Below are 21696 nucleotides of genomic sequence, written 5' to 3'. Positions count from 1 at the left end.
GATGGTAGATATTGTTATTAATCCCGAATATAAATATCTGGAAGGTTTTGTAGAAAATCTTCCTGCCTCTTTTGCTTATGAAGGTGAAACACTATATGCCGCTCGGAATATTATAAAACTATTTGATGTAGATGGGTTTAAAGTAAATGTAAAGTTCTTTAAAAAGCCTATTTTTATCAATCAGATAGTATACAGGACATTTAGAAAGTCTAAAGCTCGACGATCATACGAATATGCCTTTAAGCTAAAGGAGAAAGGACTTCACACCCCCGACCCGATAGCGTATATAAAAGAGACTAAATTCGGGTTGCTTAAAAACAGCTTCTATATATCAAAGCATGAGCCTTTTGATGGCACAATGCGTGAACTAAAAACATCGCTCCTATCAGAAAAGGAAGAGCTGATAAAGCAGTTTGCGAGATATACAGCCGGCCTGCATGAACAGCAAATACTTCATTTAGACTACTCTTCAGGGAATGTCTTATATAAAAAGGAAGGAGACGATTATATCTTTTATCTGGTAGACCTTAATAGAATGGAGTTTGATAAACCCATCAGCATGGATACAGCTTGTTTTAACTTTAGACGATTATGGGGAAGCGATGATATGATTTTCTTATTTATTAAAGAATATGCCCAAAGCAGAAACTTTGATGTAGAAGATTGTCTTAAACGAACGTTATACTACAGAAAAAGATTTTGGGATAATTTCACAAAAAAGCACCCGGGATCATCACCATATAAAACTAACTACTAAATAGTTATTGAAGCATCTATTAATATTTATCTAACCCATTTTTACAATAGGTTCCTTCGCTATTAATAGTTTCCAAGAAGGTTTTGTGATTTTGATTGGCTTTATCTCTACTATTCACAGGATGATCAATATGATATTCTACAGCACCCATCTTTAAGAATTGTCTTTTTATTCCGGCAAAAGTAAGGCGTGCAGCTATTTCAGTATCTTCGTATCCCCAACCTATAATATCTTCGTTATATCCATTTACCTTTAGCAAATCTTCTTTCCAGAAAGCGGCATTGCAACCACGAACGAAGTAAGGATGATCGGCTTTGTATCTGAACCGAAAATAGTTTTGCAAGAACTTTGACCTTAATCTATTTGGTTGAAAGAATGATGACCATGAAAAAGGAATATCCACCGTGCCATTCCTTAAGATTTCCGCACTAGATTTTGGCGATAACTTCACTCTACTTCCTGATGTGAAGTAACCTTTTTGAGCAAAATAGTAATGATCTTCGACAAAATGTTTTTCTAAAATGATATCCCCATCTATTTGAATAATATAATCACCCGAAGCTTTCATTATAGCTTTATTTCTTATCTCAGACAACCTGAAACCATTGTCTTCATGCCATACGTGGATAAGTTTGCATGGGAAAGACTTTTGCATCTCTTCTATTAGTTCTCTTGTATCATCTCTTGAACCATCATCCGCTACGATTACCTCTATTGGTAAATATGTCTGATTGGTAACACTAAGCAATGAAACCTTAAGAGCTTCAGGCCAATTATATGTTGATATGATAAGTGTGATAGAAAAGTCGTTATTATTCATGAATACTATTTGAAGTTAATAGATATAAGATGTTAAGTCTTCTATATTTGTTATATTATATTTCTCGCAGGAAAATACGAACGTTTTGTTGGCTTTGATAAATAAATCACTTTTAAATCGATCCCGTAAATTTACCTCTATACCCTCCGGATGGAAGAGTAGCAATCCCGAATAAAATTCCGTTTTCTCAATCTCACGACTAAATGGGAAAGCATTAGTTATCTGCCCTTTATCATTTACCTCTATAATATAATTTTTCAGATATATATTCGGATATATAAAGGTATAATGCGAATAATAGCGTTTCATTTCAATACTTTGATGGTATAGGAATTTCGAGTTTTTAATTAGGTTCCGGACGACCTATACTTTCCTTACGGATATTATCTGTTGATCGGTTCGGTTGCCTTTTAGAAAGACCGTCTTTATGTCTTGTAACAGCTACTGAATCTATATAGCTTATATTATGTATCAAGACATTTGATCCACTACTTGTATTATTTTTAAGGTGTATATATCCTGATATGCTGTTCAGTAAGCTATCAGGCAACGAAGGTTTACTTATTGAATAATGACTATTACTTTGGATAGGAATCCGTGTTTTAACTAAGGTGTCCTTATAATTGAAATAAATTGCAGCCTCAGCTTTTTGCTTAGCACTCAATCCTTGTATATCAAATTCTAGGTGAAAATCGGAGATATTCTTTATACTCTTCATCTTCAATGTATCTATATTGAAAGAAAGAGTTGGAGTATAACTATTCAGATAGTAAAATGTAGGTATTATCAAATTACTGCGTGATCCCCTACTTAGCATCGCAGATCTTGAATTTAGAAGCGATTCATTTCTAAACTTGAGACGTGCGGCTACAGTATCATTTATTGCTGCATAATATTGTATATTATCCGAGTACCACAAAAGAGATGTATCTAGTTCGGCTTGAGTTATATTATGCTTTTTAAGCACTCCGGCCACTAACGCATCTTTCATGTCATCAGACCTGAATTGAGGATCGTCATTGAAAATAGATTGAGCTAGCCTTATATCATATAAGACATCTGTCATCTTATCGGGAGAAATTACATATCCCGGTCTTCTTCCGCAAGAGCTAAACAGAATAAGGATAGAAATAATGATATAAATAACAGATCGTTGCATAATTATGCTTTGCCGTTTTTTTCTAAAGATAATGCAAGAGTCTTACGATAGAAAAGAAGAAGGATGAAAATACCAACAGTAATAGCTGAATCAGCGATATTGAATATGGCACTGAAGAAAACAAATGGTTGTCCGCCCCATACAGGCACCCATGAAGGGAAAGTGCTTTCAATCAAAGGGAAGTACAACATGTCTACAACTTTGCCATGCAGCCAGCTCGAATATCCGTCTCCCAAAGAAACAAAGGATGCGACATGACCTGAGTAGCTAGCTGAAAATATTTCGCCGTAGAACACACTGTCTATGATATTACCAAATGCTCCGGCTAATATAAGCGATATACAGATAATATATCCTGTTTTGTATTCGCCATTAATCAGCTTGTATAAATAATAGCCAATAAAACCGATAGCTACGATGCGGAATATAGAAAGAAACATCTTACCGATGAATTCCATCCCAAAAGCCATTCCGTTGTTTTCTACAAAATATATCTTGAACCAGCTTGTTATTTCAAGACTCTCAAAGAGAGACATGTGGGTCTTCACCCAGATTTTAGATGCTTGATCTATTACAAGAACGAGTACTATTACTAGGATTGCTATCAGTCCTTGATTCTTTTTCTCCATATATCAGCTGATTCCTGTAAAGAAAGCGAAGAAAAAACAGGCATAATTCCCCCTTGCTTTTTCTTCCTTTCTTCTATGCTTTTTTTATTTAATTACTACTTATTTTACTCCGCTGTTCTTAGCCTCAATACTTAATGTAGCATGAGGAACAGCACGCAACCTTTCTTTCGGTATCAATTTACCTGTTTCGCGACAAACACCGTATGTCTTATTTTCGATACGAATAAGAGCCGATTGAAGATTTTGGATAAATTTCATCTGGCGTTGAGCCAAACGGCCGGCTTCTTCTTTCGACAATGTAGATGCACCTTCTTCCAGGACTTTGAATGTCGGTGAAGTGTCAGTAACATCATTCCCATCGGCATTTGTTATAGCCGCTCTCAACTCTTCATATTCTCCTTTAGCTTTATTTAGCTTCTCAAGAATAATATCGCGGAATTCATTTAATTCCTCATCAGAATATCTTGTTTTTTCTGCCATAACCGTTAGTTTTATAATTCCTGTTTCTTATTTTACTTAAAGATAATACATTTTCAGACTTTTTCAACAGATATCTGTAAAATATAATCATCCATATCAATATTTTGCCCATCTACAGACTCCAACAGTTCTATTTTGTCAGCAAGTACCTGTGACGCTATGTAATTATTATATTCCGAGACAGTCTCTCTTATCTGCTCCAAGTCTGTCAATTTTATATTTATTCTGTCAGTTATTTCCAGTCCACTGGATTTACGTATATTTTGTATACGGTTTACCAGCTCGCGGGCTATACCTTCTTTTCTCAGATCGTCTGTTATTGTCACATCAAGTGCAACAGTCAGTTTTCCTGCATTAGCAACCAACCATCCCGGTATATCTTCAGATATGATTTCAACGTCAGCCAATTCTATAGTAGCTGCTTGTCCATCAATATCGAATGTATATTTTTCTTCTTTTTCGAATGTAGCGATAGCTTCCTGACTCATTCCCTGCACTTCTGCGGCAAGCTGTTTCATGATCTTACCATAACGAGGCCCAAGTTTTTTGAAATCGGGTTTTACTTTCTTCACCAAGATACCCGCAGCATTATCTACATGCTTAAGTTCTTTGACGTTTACTTCATTCAATATCAGTTCGCGCACAGCATCCAAATCTTTTCCTTGCTGATCATTCAACACAGGTATCATGATTTGCGTCAATGGCTGACGTACCTTGATATTGGTCTTACGGCGCAAAGCTAAAACAGCGGAAGATATATCTTGTGCTATCTGCATACGTTCTTCCAGATTCTTATCTACTACTGATGCATCATAAGTAGGGAAATCCGAAAGGTGCACCGACGCTACTTTTTCATGCTCTGTTACAACAATCAAATCACAGAAAAGTTTATCGGCATAGAATGGAGATATCGGAGCCATAAGTTTGGCTATTGTCTCCAAACATGTATATAAGGTCTGATATGCAGATAATTTATCTTTTGTCATTTCTCCTCCCCAGAAACGTTTTCTGTTGAGGCGCACATACCAGTTGCTGAGATTATCATTTACGAAATCAGAGATGGCACGTCCGGCCTTTGTTGGTTCGTATGTATTATAATACTCATCCACATCCTTGACTAGGGTATTGAGTAACGATATTACCCAACGATCGATCTCCGGTCTTTCCGAAACAGGTATCAAGTCTTCCTTAAAGGAGAAGTTATCCACGTTTGCATACAGAGCAAAGAATGAATAAGTATTATAAAGTGTTCCGAAAAATTTACGGCGCACCTCTTCTACTCCCTCAATGTCAAACTTAAGGTTATCCCACGGCGATGCATTGGTTATCATATACCAGCGCAAAGGGTCTGAGCCATATTTATCTATTGTCTCAAAAGGATCGATAGCATTGCCTAAGCGTTTCGACATCTTTTGTCCGTTCTTATCCAATACAAGTCCGTTGGAAACAACATTTTTAAACGATATGCTGTCCTTGAACATTGTAGATATAGCATGTAGAGTAAAGAACCATCCACGGGTCTGATCTACACCCTCAGCTATAAAATCAGCCGGGTATACTTTTGAGAACTCATCTTCGCTGATATTCGGATAAAATACCTGAGCAAAAGGCATTGCCCCCGAATCAAACCAAACATCGATCAAATCTTTCTCACGTGTCATTGGTTGTCCCGAATCGGATACAAGTATTATATCATCAACATACGGACGGTGAAGATCTATTTTCTCATAGTTTGCCTTATCCAGATTCCCTACTTCGAAACCTGTCCAAGGTATTTCTTTCATCACACCGGCATCTACGGCTTTTTGCATTTCGGCATAAAGCTCTTTCATCGAACCGATGCATTTTTCTTCTTTTCCATCCTCTGTTCTCCATATAGGAAGAGGCGTTCCCCAATAGCGGCTACGGCTGAGATTCCAGTCCTGCAGGTTTTCGAGCCATTTTCCAAAACGGCCTGTACCTGTCGATTCCGGCTTCCAGTTTATTGTCTTATTGAGTTCTATCAAACGTTCGCGACAAGCAGTGGTACGTATAAACCAGCTATCGAGCGGATAATACAGCACTGGTTTGTCGGTACGCCAACAGTGCGGATAGTTGTGTACATGACGTTCTATTTTGAATGCGCGATTTTGTTGTTTCAACATCACGCAAAGATCGATATCTAAAGTTGTTGCATCAGCAGGAAGCGTATCGTCGTATTCGTTTTTCACATAACGACCGGCATATTCCTTATATAACTCAACATTTACATTATCACTAACAAAGCTAGGATCTAAATCCTCTAAGTTGAAATACTTCCCGGTGAGATCTACCATCGGACGTTGATTCTCGTCTTTGTCCAACAGAAGTAATGCAGGTACATTATTTGCTTTTGCTACACGGGCATCATCCGCACCAAATGTAGGAGCTATATGTACAATCCCTGTACCATCTTCTGTGGTTACGAAGTCTCCTGCAAGAACTTTAAATGCACCTTCTCCCGGATTAACCCATGGGATAAGTTGTTCATATTCCATTCCTGCCAAGTCTTTACCCTTCCATTCTCCTACAATCTTATAAGGTATAAGCTTATCTCCTACCTTATAATCATCAAGAGCTATGTCTTTGGCTTTCTCGTTGAACATACTGAACACAAGAGACTGTGCCATTACGGTAGTTATCTTATTTCCTGTATACGGATTGTAAGATTGTACCGCTACATAGGTTATCTCGGGCCCTACAGCTAAAGCCGTATTGGACGGAAGAGTCCAAGGGGTTGTAGTCCAAGCTAAAAAGAAAGCCTCTCCAAACTCAGACATTTCAGGTTTCGGAGACTTTATCTTAAACTGCGCAACACAGGTTGTATCTTTCACATCACGATATGCACCCGGCATATTCAATTCGTGTGTACTAAGTCCTGTTCCGGCAGCGGGCGAATATGGTTGTATTGTATAACCTTTATAAAGATAGCCTTTGTTATATAGTTCTTTCAGTAAGAACCAAAGTGTTTCTATATAACGATTGTCGTATGTGATATATGGGTCGTTCATATCCACCCAATATCCCATTATACGGGTAAGGTTTTCCCATTCCCCGGTATATTTCATTACCTCTTTACGACAGGCGTCGTTATACTCTTCTACTGTTATTTTCTTGCCGATATCTTCTTTGGTTATACCCAGTTTCTTTTCTACAGCAAGCTCCACAGGCAAGCCATGAGTATCCCATCCAGCCTTACGGTTTACAAGAAAACCTTTCATAGTCTTGTAACGACAGAAAATATCCTTAACCGATCTAGCCATAACATGGTGAATACCGGGCATACCATTAGCCGACGGAGGTCCTTCATAGAAAACAAATGATGGCGCTCCGGTGCGTATTTCCAAGCTCTTTTGGAATATGCCTTCTTTATCCCATTTTTCTAATATCTCTTTATTGACATCAGATAAGTTAAATCGATTATATTCTGAAAATTGTTTACTCATAATGTAAAATAACCTGCTTAAAAAATTGAGGACAAATATAATGAAAAAATCTATACGGTATAGTGTACGATTTTACGTTAGTTAATATAATAAGGTAAAAAAAGATAATTCACAATGATCACGACTGATTGCAAATAAATACAAAACTCATGCCAAAGAATAAAAACAAAAAAAGTAACAAAAGTAACAGATTCGTATCTGTTTTTTGATGTCACTTTTTATTTCGGATGTAAAAACCCTATACTTTATTAAGAGATAAATTTATGATGCATCGATAAACTGTCTCTTTACCCAATCCTTTCCCTCCGCCAAACGGGTTACCATCATTGCACAAACCACATTACCCGTAGAGTTGAGCAGTGTAGCCGGAACATCGATTATAGTACTTATAATCATCAATGTGGCTGCAAACTGTGGTGAAAATCCAAAGATAGAACAAATCAACAATTCGCCCGTCATGCCTCCGCTTGGGATAGCACCTACAACCGCAGCAGATAGTACGGCAACACCTATAATCATAAACATATTGGAAGAAGATGTTATCTCTTGCCCGAAAATAGTAAATAGAAATATGATCTTCAAAACACCGCCTATGATAGAACCATCCTTGTGCATATTTGTACCTAACGGAATCACTGTTTCGGCAATACGCGAAGGAATACCCATTCGCTTAGAAGCTTCTATATTGACAGGAATACACGCTGCGCTGGAAGATGTGGCAATCGCCGTAAGTAATGGAGTCAATATATTCTGCCAAAATGAAACAAAGCCTTTTTTACCTCCCGCCCAAAACACATATATAGAGTTGAGCCCGAAAAAGCTAATTCCTGTAAGGATAAGGAAAAGAATGAAAACATGCATATACCCATTCAGTATCTGTCCACCCAGATTCCCAACCGTATCGGCAAAGTAACAGCCTAGTCCGATAGGAGCCGCTTTCATTATTATATCCATCATTTTCATAATTACATGAGTGGAAGCATTTAAAAAGTCTGCCACTATTTTTCCTTTCGTACCCGAAAAAGAGGTAGCCAAGCCAAAGAAGATAGAGAATATAATAAGAGGCAGCAGATTCGCTTTTGTAAATAGCTGCTGAAAATCGGAAACAGTAAAAATATTCACAAATATTTCGGCAGAAGTCAATTGTTTTACAGTTTGTTGGGGCAGCCCTAATAAGAATTCCGACTGATTAACTCCACCTAGAGGATTATACAAGAGCGTAAAAAGATAGGATACCGCAGCAGCCACAACCCCGGTAAAAAGAAATACAAAAACAATGCTTCCTATCACTTTACCGACCATGTTAGAGTCGCGCATGTTGTAAATAGATGACGCTACACTAAAGAAAACAAGCGGCACGATGAGCACAAACATCAAATTGAGAAAAATATCCCCCACAGGCTTTACAACGCTAGCCCCTTCTCCAAAAATAATACCGCAAATACCACCAATCAGAATACCGAGAAGCAAAAAGATCGTAAATGCGTAGTTCTTCAAAACATTCATTAATCAAACTCTTATATAAGTCGACAAAAATACACTTTCATTTCGAAATATCTGTATTAAAAGAACATAGATTTTATAAGCGAAGAGTCTAAATAAAAAAGATTAAGATTTTTCATCATACCCCTTGCTAATACAAGAAAAATGCATATATTTGCACCGCAATTGCAAAACGGTGGTTGTAGCTCAGTTGGTTAGAGCGTCGGATTGTGGTTCCGAAGGTCGCGGGTTCGAGCCCCGTCTTCCACCCTAGAAAAGAAACTGTTAAATAAACAGTTTCTTTTTTTTATTATATATATCCAAACTTGGAATACTTCCTCTTTAATCCGTGATTGACTCTCATTCAATACAATAACAAAATCACTTTCCAAAAAAGATCGAAGACTTATTCAACAACAATCAATATTCTTTTATTAAATTTGAATATTGTATTTATAAAAAATAAACATTACATTTGCAAACAAACTTTGACACGAACTCATTTAACATAACAAACTTTATAAAACAAAAATTAAACCGTTCGATATAAGGAAATTTTACAAAATTAATACCCAGAGAAAATCAAATTATAGTCTTTAATACTAATAGATAATAAAATATTACTCTTTTATCTATTTTGTAATTTGTTTGCACAAAGCATTTTGGGCATACCATACACACAAACATATCATAATGAAATGTCAGGAATTTCAGACTTAAATACACAAACAATTAACTTTTACATTTATGACAACAAACAATTTACTTAATTACTTTTTAATTCACCTTAACGGATTAAAGGAAAAGACAAAAACAAGGAAAACCAAAAGTTTCGCTTACCTATGCATGACCTTTGCTTGCTTTATGATCGCAAGTAATGCTACGGCACAAGTAACAATAGGTTCGAATGTATCACCGGAGGGAGGTTCCGTTTTAGACATCAAGGAATTCACCCCCAAAAGTGAAAACCAAACATCAGACAAAGGTGTAGTTCTCCCTCGTGTTCTACTTACAAATAAAAATGAGCTATACCCGATGTATTGGAATACTTCTACAAATTCAGAGGTGGCTGAATACACAAGCAACAAAGCGGATTTAAAGAGAACGCATGTCGGAATGACAGTATTCAATGTAACAAACACCGGCGATTTCGTAAGTGGCGTACACACATGGACCGGTACAGAATGGAGAAAAATAGACGACAGCCCTGTAATACAACCTCAAATTACATCACTAATATGTAGTGGTTCTCAAATGACGCCTAATACCTACACGGCAAATGTTCCTTTTGAAGGAATACTAAAAGTACCTTATTTAGGAGGAAATGGAGGATCATACTCAGGAACTGTTGCGGCATCAATAGGTAACGGCCTGTCGATGGAACGAATTGGGGGCAAACTCGCCTACGGAGGAGGAGAAGTTATGTACCGAATATTTGGGACACCGACAGTATCATCACCAACAGCAACAATTATACCTTCTATCGATTTTTTGGGTCAGAGCTGTAGTAGTATAAAAATCGGTGACGGTATGATCGGTATAAACCTAAAAAACTTAACCAGTGATATTACTATCAGCACAACTTATAATAGTGTAAGTGGCGATCATTCTCAGGCAAATCAACTTCCATTCGGAGATATAACAATAACGGAATCGGGAAGCTATGCATTCTCCCTGCGACTTTACGGACGAATTGGAACAACCTCCCAGAACCGTTTACCATTCTATATATATCTTCAAAAGAATGACAAATCTACACTTATGGATGCTGCTGAAATTGACGTAGTAGTTTTAGGGCTACCAACTAACCAACAAGACTATAGTTATAGCGTAACATTAGGAGGAACATTTAATGCAGGAGATAAGGTTATTATCAGCATGCTTAGACCCGATTTATCGAACTGGACATTAAGACAGGGATTAAGTTCAAATAGTGCTATACGCACCAGCCTTATTTACTGGAAGCTTTAAACATAAAACACTATTAAACAGTAAAGTATAGAATAAAGCATATCGATTAACACATTAAGGTTAAAATAAAAAACTCAGAAAGTTTGTAATACATTAAGTCTATAATTGGAGTTGTCCTTTTCAATGACAACTCCTTTTTTATTGATGCAATAAGATTCAACCCTTCCATAAAAAAAAGAGTCATCGGAAAACCCCGACGACTCTTTTTGTAATATTTCTCTCTGGCTTTATTTCTTTATACCATTTCTTTCCAGCAATGCATTTACAGTAGGTTCTTGCCCTCTGAATTTAACATACAAAGTCATTGGTTCTTCGGTATTCCCTTTCTCTAGAATGTTTTCACGGAACGAACGAGCTGTATCTTTGTTGAAAATACCTGTTTGTTTGAACAATGCAAAAGCATCTGCATCCAATACCTCCGCCCATTTATAACCATAATATCCGGCAGCATATCCTCCGGCAAATATATGGCTGAATGATGTAGACATATTAGTGCCTTCTACTACTGGCAACAAGGCTGTTTTGTCCATTGCCTTACGCTCAAATGAGATCACATCACCTGTATATGGTTGCTCTAATGTATGCCATGCCATATCAAGGTATCCGAATGATAATTGACGATAGCATAGATATCCTGCATTATAATTGGCGGCATCTACAAGTTTCTTGACAAGATCAGCAGGTATTTTTTCTCCTGTTTTGTAATGAACGGCAAACTTATCTAGATATTCTTTTTCTGTTAACCAGTTTTCCATTATCTGAGAAGGCAGCTCTACAAAATCATGTAAAACATTTGTACCTGAAAGTGTTTCGTAAGTACATTTGGTTAACATACCATGCAAAGCATGTCCAAACTCATGAAGGAATGTTTCTACCTCGTCGAAAGTAAGTAAAGCCGGTTCAGTCTCTGTTGGACGTGTAAAGTTCATCACAATAGTAACAAACGGACGAGAGTCTTTTCCTTTTTCTACATACTGTCCCTTAAACTCAGACATCCATGCTCCTTGACGTTTTCCTTCACGTGGATGAAAGTCTGTATACAGAACAGCCAAAAAATTACCATTCTCGTCTAACACATCAAAAGCTTCTACTTCGGGATGATAAACCTGTATTTTAGTATTCTTTTTAAATGTGATTCCATATAGATCTGTTGCCAGACCAAAAACACCTTTCTTTACATTTTCCAATTCAAAGTAAGGACGCACCAATTCATCGCTTACACTATATTTGGCATCTTTAAGTTTTTCTGAATAGAAAGACCAGTCCCAAGGTTGCAGGTCAATTGCTTTTCCTTCCATCCCTACTGCAAAGCCTTCTACCATCTTCACATCTTCACGAGCCGCCTGCGCATAAGCACTAAACAGGTCGTCTAACAAACCGTAAACATGCTCCTTATCTTTTGCCATCTTGTTACGTAATGTATAAGTAGCATAATCCGGATAACCCAAAAGATTCGCTATTTGCATTCTGGTTTTAGCTATTTCTTTCACATTCTCCTGATTGTCGAACTCTCCACCTGCTACGCATTTTGTATTATATGCCATATACAGTTTCTGACGAAGGTCACGGCGAGTAGAATATTTCATAAATGCGATATAGCTAGGCGCAGAAAGATCGAAGATATATCCCTCTTTTCCTTTAGCCTTTGCTTTGGCTGCCGCAGCATCTTTCACCATCTGAGGCAATCCTGCCAAATCAGCCTCATCTGTGAGAAGCATCTCAAATTTATTACTTTCTTTCAAAGCATTCTGTCCAAAATCTAAAGTCAATTGGCTCAACTTTGTAGAAAGTTCTTTGTATGTATCTCTATCTTTTCCTACAAGTGTTGCCCCGCTATTTTCAAAGCCACGGTATGTTTTTTCTACCAAACGGATTTGCTCGGGTGTAAGGTTCGATTCCAGACGTTTATCATAAACAGCCTTCACTTTTTGAAACAAACCTTCATTCAATGTTATTGAATTGGAATGTTCCGAAAGTTTTGGTTGAATACGCTGTGCTATTTCCATCATCTCATCATTGCTCTCTGAGCTGAGTAGGTTAAAGAACACAGATGTTACTCTACTTAGCAACTTTCCGGACTCTTCCAAAGGAACGATTGTATTCTCAAAGGTAGGAACCGCCCTGATCATTACTATCTTGTTTATTTCAGCCTGATGCTCTGCTATTCCTTTTTCTATAGCAGGTTCGTAATGCTCGTTCTTGATTTTATTGAACGGCGGTGTATCGTAAGGCGTTTTATACGCCGAAAAAAACGGGTTTTGAGCTTGAATTGTAGTCATAGCTATTGTTAATAATAAAACGAAAAAACACTTTTTTTTCATATAATTCAAATATTTGAGGTTATCAATTATCTCTTTATTTAACTTCCATTATCAATTTTACCGATATATAAATGATTTGCTTGATTTAGGACTCTATTTATCGTTATAGTTTTAAATTAAATAATTCAATGGAAACATACAAAGGTACAAAAAGTAACACAAAAATCTTACCTTTGCCCATTAAATAAGAAGCCTGAATGGCAAACACGAACAAGAAAGATAGAGTATTTGATTTTTCATTTTTAGATTATTATTTAATGGCATACGCAAAGAGGCGTGATATAAGAATTTGGATTTGATAGCAAATATCCTTAATTTATTATGCGTATACTATATAAGACAAAAGTTAAACAACCTCTAAATCGTCTTGAAATATACTTTTTTTAATATTTACACGTTATAAATTAGTAAAATTTACGAACCGATTATGATAGATTATATAAAAGGGGATATCGCTGAACTGACCCCTACTTCCGCTACACTCGAAACACATGGTATAGGTTATTTTATAAACATAAGCTTAAATACATATACCAGTATATCAGGACAAAAGAGTGCCAAATTATACATATATGAGGCAATAAGAGAAGACGCCTACCAGCTATATGGTTTCTCCGAAAAACAAGAACGTGAGCTATTCATCTTATTGATAAGCGTTTCGGGCATAGGAGCAAGCACGGGTCGTATGATTCTATCGTCGATGACTGTGCAGGAATTAACAAACGTAATAGCCTCTGGCAATTCGGATATACTAAAAACCGTGAAGGGCATAGGCACTAAGACCGCCCAACGTGTAATTGTTGACCTGAAAGATAAAATCAAGGTCAGTGGAATTGAGTCTGTAGAGATGTTTGCAAAAACAAGTCAGGCCGGAGAAGAAGCTATCGCAGCACTGGTAATGTTAGGCTTTCCACAGCAGGCTTCGCAGAAAGCAGTATCCAAAATATTGAAGGACAAACCGGACAGCACTGTTGAGCAAGTAATAAAGACGGCACTAAAAATGCTCTGATCATTCACTCTATTTATATTTACCTTGTCGGATTGAAGAAGAAACTTACAAAATATTTGTTTTTTATCACGCTTTTAGTAAGCTCGATCAGTTTATTTTCCGGTATTTACGGAAAAAAGGAAATCGATATTGCCCAAAAAGAAAGCTCTTTGCTAGAAACAAATGATACTGTACCTCTCTTTCCGGTAAAGAAAACTCAGATAGAAACTTATAAAGACCTCAACGCTAATCCTCCGGCAGACCTCAAAGATCCCGACAACCTAAAGAAGTCTGTAGAATATGACCCGGCCAGCGGACTGTATATTTTCCGTACAAAAATCGGAGACCAAGAAATATCCACTCCTTTTTCTTTAAGTTCTGACGAATATATGGATTACACCCTCAAGCAATCCATGAGTAGATATTTCAGATCTAAAAATGCAGAAGCATACGACAAGAAGGACGAAAAAGATGAGTTTTCGCTGAAAGACATAAAACTAAACTTAGGTCCGGCCGAGCGGCTTTTTGGACCCGGTGGAGTAAAGGTGAGAACACAAGGATACGTTGAAACTACAATGGGCTTTAAGCGAAGTAGTACAGACAACCCTACCCTCTCGGAACGCAACAGAAGTCACACTACCTTTCAGTTCAAAGAAGATATTCAGATGAACGTAACAGCCTCAGTTGGTGATAAAATCAACTTCGGCATGAATTATGACACCAAGGCCTTATTTGATTTCGACTCTAAAAAGCTGAAATTGGGGTACGATGGAAAGGAGGACGAAATAATAAAGAAGATAGAGGCCGGAAACGTAAGCATGAGTACAACAAACTCGCTCATCAACGGAGGAACAGCCTTATTCGGGATCAACGCAGAACTTCAGTTCGGAAAACTACGGATAAATACAGTTATCTCTCAACAGGAGTCTCAGTCGCAGACAGTAAATACAAAGGGAGGAATACAAACAACCGAATTCTCTTTTAAGGCTGATCAATACGACGAAAACAGACACTTCTTCTTGGGATACTATTTCCGTGATAGTTACGATAATGCAATGAGTAGAATCCCTTATATCAACTCACCTGTATCAATCACTAAAATAGAAGTGTGGGTTACGAATAGGAGAAGCGACTTTATGCAGTCTAGAAATATTGTTGCCTTTGCCGATATTGCAGAGCGTGACAATATTAAAAATCCAAAATGGATAGGGACAGGCTCTGTAAAGACACCATATAATGCCGCTAATAACCTATATGGTACGATGACCACAGCACACACCAGGGCTAGGGATATTTCTCAAGTAACCAGCGAGTTTAATGGCTATATAGAAAGCGGACTCGACTATGAGAAAATAGAAAGTGCGCGAATGCTTAGTTCTTCGGAATATACATACAACGCACAACTAGGGTACTTATCTCTAAACTCTGCATTACAAGCCGACGAAGTACTTGCAGTAGCTTACCAGTATACAGTAAATGGAACTACATATCAAGTAGGAGAACTATCAACGGATATATCTGCCAATTATGAGTCAAGCAACCCCAAATCAGGTGCTTTGTTTGTAAAGTTATTAAAGCCCATCTCTCTGTCTCCACGCTCATATACATGGGATTTGATGATGAAAAACATTTATTCCCTTGGCGCAAGTAATATACAACAAGACCGTTTTAGATTAAACATAGCCTATCAATCAGACACTTTAGGTACATACATAAACTATCTGCCTGAGGGAAACATTAAAAATCAACTTCTGATAAAGGTGATGAACCTAGACAGATTGAACTCTCAGAATAAAGAAGTTACCCAAAAAGACGGAACAAAAGGCGATGGTATTTTCGACTATCTTGAAGGATATACCGTCCAGTCTCAGAACGGACGCATTATATTCCCTGTGGTTGAACCATTCGGAAAGCATCTGGCGAATAAAATAGGCAGTCCTATTATTGCAGAAAAGTATGTTTACCAGCAATTATATGACTCGACATTGACCGTAGCCAGACAAATCGCAGAAAAAAACAAATTCAAGATATACGGTTCATTCAGAGGATCATCGAACAGCAAAGCTGAAATTGACCTGATGTCAACAAACATACCACAGGGATCAGTCAAACTTACAGCCAATGGAATGCTCCTCACCGAAGGAACAGACTATATAGTTGACTACACATCGGGTATAGTCACTATCATAAATCAGAACCTGATAGATTCTGATGCCAATATACAGGCTTCGTTAGAAGAACGGTCGCTAGGTATGCAACGAAAAACAATGATGGGGCTGAATCTGAGCTACGATATCTCAAAGAATTTCAACATCGGCGGTACAATTATGCATCTATACGAAAAGCCCCTTACGACTAAAACAGTTATCGGCGAAGAATCTGTCAATAATACCTTATGGGGATTGAATACGTCATATAAAACCGAATCGATGTGGCTCACCAACCTGATTGACAAGATACCATTTGTAAATGCAACACAGCCTCCTCAAATCAGTTTTATGGGAGAGTTTGCACACATGATACCGGGGCATTACCAAAATAAAGATACAGGAGGATTCTCTTATCTCGATGATTTTGAGTCATCACAATCACGCATCGAGCTCAAAAGCCCTTATGCATGGAATCTTGCGTCAACACCAAAAGAGCTGCCTAGATTTCTATACCCACCTACAATTTCAGGGAATAAGCCTTCGGACAGTATCCAATATGCAAAAAACAGAGCCATGTTATCTTGGTTTACCATCGATCCGCTATTTACACGCAAAGGGTCGTCGCTTACACCAAGTTATATAAATAGTGACTCTTTATCAGATCACTATGTCAGGGAAATTGGCATCACCGAAATATACCCGAACCGGGATATCAGACAAACAGAATCGGCAACAATACCAACATTAAACTTATCGTACTACCCTAACGAAAGGGGGCCTTACAATCTGGATGGAGAAAAAATAGATTCGGATGGGAAATTATTAAATCCACGAGATCGCTGGGCGGGGATTACACGTAAAATGGATGTGCGTGACTTCGAAGCATCAAATATCGAATACATTGAATTCTGGCTAATGGATCCATTTGTTAAAGATTTTTCAAGCTCGCACAAAGGAGGAGACCTTTATTTCAATCTGGGAGAAATATCGGAGGATGTTTTGAAAGATGGGAAAAAGTTTTACGAAAACGGACTACCTGTCAATGATGATCCTACAGCATATACAAAAACTGTGTGGGGAAAAGTACCTACACGCCAATCTACCGTATATGCATTCGATGATAATTTGGGAGCTATTGCCCGCGAAAAACAGGATGTCGGGCTTAATGGATTGAATCAAGAGGAAGAAAAAACATACGGCGTATATAAGGATTTCTTAGACAATCTGAAGACTAAGCTACCTCAAAGCACGCTGAATGAAATGGCAAACGATCCTTTCTCTCCACTCAATACTCCTTCGAGAGACTTATACCATTTCTATCGTGGCTCAGACTACGACCGCGAGCGAAAAGGGATACTCGACCGCTACAAATACTATAACGGTACAGAAGGAAATTCGAAACCGACAGATCAAAGTGGAGAAAGGTATTCTACCGCAGCACGTGGAGTTCCCGATGTAGAAGATATAGATCAGGATTACACGTTGAATGAAAATGAATCGTATTACCAATATAGGGTATCGCTGAAGCCGGACAGCATGAATGTCGGCCGCAACTATATTGTAGACGAACGAGAGGTTACTGTCCCACTCCGAAACGGAAAAGAAGAAAAGGTAAGATGGTATCAGTTCAAAATTCCAATTCGCCAAGGAAAACGAATTGGAAATATCAACGACTTCAAGAGCATCCGTTTCATGAGAATGTTCCTGACTGATTTTGAACAGCAGACAGTGCTGCGATTCGGAACCTTACAGCTTGTTAGAGGTGATTGGCGTGTTTACGATCAGGACTTAACAAGTGGGGCTAAGATGGGAAATGGGTCTATTGATATTTCGACAGTAAATATCGAAGAAAACTCTGAAAGAAAACCCGTAAATTATGTATTGCCTCCAGGACTAAGCAGATCTTTAGATCCTGACCAAACACAATTGACCAAAGAAAACGAGCAATCGCTATCAATGCGCGTGACAAATCTCGATCCGGAAGATGCACGAGCCATATACAAGAATACATCTTACGACCTGAGACGCTATAAGCGCATACAATTATTTACACATGCCGAAAATCTTATAAATAGAACTGAGTTGGCAAATGGAGACATATCTGTATTTATGCGTTTAGGTTCTGACTACAAGAACAATTACTATGAATATGAAATACCTTTAACAATAACACCCGAAGGCAATTATGGAAACGGAGACAGGGCTGTGGTATGGCCTAAAGATAATATGTTTGATTTTCCTCTCGAGTTACTGAAAAATATAAAACTGAACAGAAACAGAGAAAAAAGAAAGTCGGGCTCAACGGTTTCTTATACAACCCTATACCATGAGTATGACCCTGATAAGCCAAACAATAAAGTAAGTGTAATGGGTAATCCCTCTTTATCTGATGTTTACGTAATCATGATCGGTGTCCGCAACAACTCCAGACTAACCAAATCGGGTGAGGTATGGATCAACGAGCTTCGCCTGACCGATTTTGACGAAGAAGGAGGATGGGCGGCTCAGGGAAGTCTGAATGTTGCTCTTTCGGACCTCGGAAACATCAGTGTTTCGGGACGGAAGGAAACGGCCGGATTCGGAGCTCTGGATCAAAGCCTGATGGAAAGACGACAAGATGACTATCATACATACAGCATAGCTGCAAACATAGATTTGGGTCGTTTTTTACCCGAAAAGGCAAAGGTTAGCTTGCCGCTATATTATTCATACTCCAATCAGACGACAACGCCTAAATACGATCCGTTCGATCAGGATGTAACGCTGAAAGAATCATTCAGTTTGGTAGAAACTAAAGCCGAAAAAGACTCGATAAAAAGTCTTGCTCAAGAGAAGTCTACCACAAAGAGTATTAGCCTCAACAATATAAAAGTGAATATACAAAGTAAGACACCAATGCCTTACGACCCGGCCAATTTCAATATCGGATATTCATTTAATCAGACTGAGATTAAAAATCCAAGTACAGTCTACGATGTTACCAAAAATTACAATCTGACTTTTGGTTACAATTATAGCCCGATAGTGAAAACGTGGGAGCCTTTCAAGAATACAAAAAGTAAATCCGGTGCGGCTAAGTATGCCAAATCGCTCGGGTTCAACTACCTGCCAAGTAACATTGCCCTCAACTCAAGGATTACCCGTTATTATAGCGAGACGCTCTTACGTGACATAGAAAGTTACTCATTGGGCGGAAGTAATAATAATGAGTTCTTGTCGTGGAGCCAATCTTTCTTATGGGACAGAGATTTTAATATCAATTGGGATTTTACAAAAAATCTGAAATTCTCATTCCAATCGGGAACCAGAGCCGAAATAGAAGAACCATACCTACAGGTGAATAAGAAGCTGAATCGAGAGCATTACGAAATATGGAAAGATTCGGTTATGCACAGTATCAGAAACTTAGGCAGCCCCCTATCCTATCGCCAGATAGCCAGAGTAACTTATCAATTGCCATTCAAGAACATTCCGGCTACCGACTGGCTCACATCCAATGCCAGCTACACAAGTGGCTATCAGTGGGATCGAGGAGCACAAGTAGAAGGAATAGAGGTAGGAAATACCATAAGCAATAATGTAACCCTAGACTTTACCAATCGCATCGACATGGTTTCTCTATACAATAAATGGGGATTTCTCAAAAAAGTAAACGATCGATTCGATTCGAGAAGAAGACAGTCTCCAACTCAAAGACAGCAAGAAAAGAGACAGCCTGAAAGAAGGCGCTTTACTCAGGATATTACATTGCGAAAGGATACAACATATACTCTAAGGCACGGACTGAATACGAAAAATATACAGGTATCAGCAAAGCTAGACGGTAAACCGTATTCTGTAAAATTCAAAAAGACAGATACAAATACAATATTAATAACGAATAAAGACTCTGCAAATATCCTGATCAACGTCGAGAGTAAGATCAATGATCCGAATAGCTCACAGCTTCTGACTGATATCTTAGATTATTCGGCTAGAGGCTTAATGTCATTACGCACCCTGAATATTAATTACTCGAAACGAAGAGAAACACATCTTTCAGGATTTATTCCAACCATTGGAGACATGTTTGGGCAGAAAGACACAAATGAGTACGGACTTGTTCCGGGTCTGGGGTTTGCATTCGGTCTCGAAGGTGGAGAAAAATTCATCAACAAATCGTTGAGTAGAGATTGGTTGGTGATGGATACTATGAATATCTCGCCTGCTGTATATAACAGTGCCGAAAAGTTGGAACTAAGAGCTCAGATAGAACCTATCAAGAATCTCAAAATAGAGCTTAATGCCAATTACGAAAATAATAAGAGAACTGAAATCCAATATATGTCGAAAGGGATGCCACGCACACTGGGCGGAAACTTCTCTATGACTACTATTGCTTTAAAAACAACACTTAGAGGCAGCAACTCAAAAAATGACTATCAATCCGATACATTCGACAAATTCTTAGCTTATAAGGAAATAATTAAAAACAGGCTACAAAAACAGTACAACAATGTAACCTTACCCGATGGCTTGGCAAGTGGAAATGCCGCAACAGTAAATGCAAACTCGGGAGACGTACTTATTCCTGCTTTTATAGCAGCCTATACAGGGCGCGATGTAAACAACATCTCCATGTCGGCATTCCCATCTATATGGTCTATCCTGCCGAACTGGAACATAACCTACGATGGCTTAAGCAATATACCTCTTATTAAATCTAAGTTCAGATCGTTGAGGCTGAGTCATTCCTATAGCTGCTTTTATCAGGTAGGAAGTTACAGCTCTTTCTCCGGCTGGCAACAAGCCATAGGCGGAGGTGATGACTTGGGGTATATACGTGATGTACTCGGAGGTAACCCTATCCCATCATCGCCATACAATATATCATCAGTAGGTATTACGGAATTGTTCAGACCATTGATCGGAGCCGAAGGAATACTCAACAACAACATGAATATCAACGCTCAGTACAATAGTGGGCGTACACTTACGCTGAACATGTCGTCTTATCAGATCATCGAATATCTCGAAAAAGAATTTGTATTGGGATTCGGTTACCGTATCAATGAATTTAATAGGGTAATAGGATTAACATCCAGAACACCGAAGAATTTCAACAACGACCTGAATATAAAAACAGAGGTATCTTACAAATCATCAGAAGCCTTGTTGAGAAAAATAGAAGAATATTTTACCCAAGCCACCAGTGGGGTTACAGTTTTTACATTAAAGATATCAGCCGACTATACTTTGAGCCGTGCGCTCACCCTAAGGGCATTCTATGACAGGATTTTAAATAAACCGTTGATTTCAGCATCTTCTTATCCAACAACAAATAGTAATTTTGGAATAAGTTTAAAATTTACACTTGTACAATAAAAAATATTGATAAGTTTGCATAAGAAAAAAAAATCATATAAGTTTATTTCCTCAAATGTTAAACAATATCTTACTCTCAATTGTTAAATAGTTGTTCAGTGCAAAAGGTTA

At 38.0% G+C, this 21696-nt stretch carries 12 protein-coding genes and 1 tRNA gene; 5 read left to right on the top strand and 8 right to left on the bottom strand.

From position 1 onward, the window contains the following. The first annotated feature begins 1 nt into the window (after position 1). Positions 2-757, top strand: a complete 756-nt coding sequence (locus tag LDB17_RS01445; RefSeq protein WP_252638973.1) for a lipopolysaccharide kinase InaA family protein — start codon at positions 2-4, stop codon at positions 755-757. A 19-nt stretch (positions 758-776) separates the two neighbouring features. Here the strand turns inward: LDB17_RS01445 and LDB17_RS01440 are convergent, their stop codons facing one another. The 7 genes from LDB17_RS01440 to LDB17_RS01410 form a co-directional block, all read right to left on the bottom strand. Next, positions 777-1577, bottom strand: coding sequence for a glycosyltransferase family 2 protein (locus tag LDB17_RS01440; RefSeq protein WP_252638966.1), 801 nt, complete (start codon positions 1575-1577; stop codon positions 777-779). A gap of 15 nt (positions 1578-1592) precedes the next feature. Next, the gene (locus LDB17_RS01435; protein WP_252638964.1) at positions 1593-1886 is read right to left on the bottom strand and encodes a hypothetical protein; all 294 of its coding nucleotides are present in this window, start codon (positions 1884-1886) and stop codon (positions 1593-1595) included. Positions 1887-1920: 34 nt separating this feature from the next. Further along, the gene (locus LDB17_RS01430) at positions 1921-2736 is read right to left on the bottom strand and encodes a DUF4296 domain-containing protein (protein ID WP_252638963.1); all 816 of its coding nucleotides are present in this window, start codon (positions 2734-2736) and stop codon (positions 1921-1923) included. A gap of 2 nt (positions 2737-2738) precedes the next feature. Further along, entirely contained in the window at positions 2739-3365 is a 627-nt protein-coding gene (locus LDB17_RS01425) for a lipoprotein signal peptidase (RefSeq protein ID WP_252638962.1), read from the bottom strand. Positions 3366-3464: 99 nt separating this feature from the next. Beyond that, the gene (locus LDB17_RS01420; protein WP_006842933.1) at positions 3465-3845 is read right to left on the bottom strand and encodes a TraR/DksA C4-type zinc finger protein; all 381 of its coding nucleotides are present in this window, start codon (positions 3843-3845) and stop codon (positions 3465-3467) included. Between the two features lie 53 nt (positions 3846-3898). Next, a complete protein-coding gene (gene ileS / locus LDB17_RS01415) occupies positions 3899-7309 on the bottom strand; it encodes an isoleucine--tRNA ligase (protein ID WP_252638959.1) in 3411 nt (1136 codons plus the stop codon). Between the two features lie 261 nt (positions 7310-7570). Beyond that, positions 7571-8815: a dicarboxylate/amino acid:cation symporter gene (locus LDB17_RS01410; protein WP_252638958.1), complete on the bottom strand. Its 1245-nt coding sequence runs from the start codon at positions 8813-8815 to the stop codon at positions 7571-7573. 171 nt (positions 8816-8986) lie between these two features. On the opposite strand from LDB17_RS01410, the gene LDB17_RS01405 reads away from it, so the two are divergent. Next, positions 8987-9062: transfer RNA gene (locus LDB17_RS01405), tRNA-His, on the top strand. Positions 9063-9655: 593 nt separating this feature from the next. After that, positions 9656-10762 carry a hypothetical protein gene (locus tag LDB17_RS01400; protein WP_252638956.1) on the top strand — a complete coding sequence of 369 codons (1107 nt, stop codon included), beginning with the start codon at positions 9656-9658 and terminating at the stop codon, positions 10760-10762. 227 nt (positions 10763-10989) lie between these two features. On the opposite strand, the gene LDB17_RS01395 is transcribed toward LDB17_RS01400, so the two are convergent. Beyond that, positions 10990-13041: a M3 family metallopeptidase gene (locus LDB17_RS01395; RefSeq protein ID WP_393924847.1), complete on the bottom strand. Its 2052-nt coding sequence runs from the start codon at positions 13039-13041 to the stop codon at positions 10990-10992. A 469-nt stretch (positions 13042-13510) separates the two neighbouring features. On the opposite strand from LDB17_RS01395, the gene ruvA reads away from it, so the two are divergent. Next, a complete protein-coding gene (gene ruvA, locus LDB17_RS01390; protein ID WP_006842941.1) occupies positions 13511-14092 on the top strand; it encodes a Holliday junction branch migration protein RuvA in 582 nt (193 codons plus the stop codon). Positions 14093-14124: 32 nt separating this feature from the next. Continuing rightward, entirely contained in the window at positions 14125-21585 is a 7461-nt protein-coding gene (sprA, locus tag LDB17_RS01385) for a cell surface protein SprA (protein ID WP_393924846.1), read from the top strand. Positions 21586-21696 lie beyond the last annotated feature (111 nt).

The sequence above is a fragment of the Dysgonomonas sp. Shenzhen-Wh21 genome, assembly GCF_043392705.1.
Lineage (GTDB): Bacteria > Bacteroidota > Bacteroidia > Bacteroidales > Dysgonomonadaceae > Dysgonomonas.
Note: the sequence above shows the minus strand (reverse complement) of the source record. Positions and strands in the feature narration are given on the sequence as shown.

Excerpts from the sequence above, each read along its gene's own strand:
- LDB17_RS01445 (WP_252638973.1), top strand. The coding sequence starts at position 2 with ATGGTAGATATTGTTATTAATCCCGAATATAAATATCTGGAAGGTTTT.
- LDB17_RS01440 (WP_252638966.1), bottom strand. The coding sequence starts at position 1,577 with ATGAATAATAACGACTTTTCTATCACACTTATCATATCAACATATAAT.
- LDB17_RS01435 (WP_252638964.1), bottom strand. The coding sequence starts at position 1,886 with ATGAAACGCTATTATTCGCATTATACCTTTATATATCCGAATATATAT.
- LDB17_RS01430 (WP_252638963.1), bottom strand. The coding sequence starts at position 2,736 with ATGCAACGATCTGTTATTTATATCATTATTTCTATCCTTATTCTGTTT.
- LDB17_RS01425 (WP_252638962.1), bottom strand. The coding sequence starts at position 3,365 with ATGGAGAAAAAGAATCAAGGACTGATAGCAATCCTAGTAATAGTACTC.
- LDB17_RS01420 (WP_006842933.1), bottom strand. The coding sequence starts at position 3,845 with ATGGCAGAAAAAACAAGATATTCTGATGAGGAATTAAATGAATTCCGC.
- ileS (WP_252638959.1), bottom strand. The coding sequence starts at position 7,309 with ATGAGTAAACAATTTTCAGAATATAATCGATTTAACTTATCTGATGTC.
- LDB17_RS01410 (WP_252638958.1), bottom strand. The coding sequence starts at position 8,815 with ATGAATGTTTTGAAGAACTACGCATTTACGATCTTTTTGCTTCTCGGT.
- LDB17_RS01400 (WP_252638956.1), top strand. The coding sequence starts at position 9,656 with ATGATCGCAAGTAATGCTACGGCACAAGTAACAATAGGTTCGAATGTA.
- LDB17_RS01395 (WP_393924847.1), bottom strand. The coding sequence starts at position 13,041 with ATGACTACAATTCAAGCTCAAAACCCGTTTTTTTCGGCGTATAAAACG.
- ruvA (WP_006842941.1), top strand. The coding sequence starts at position 13,511 with ATGATAGATTATATAAAAGGGGATATCGCTGAACTGACCCCTACTTCC.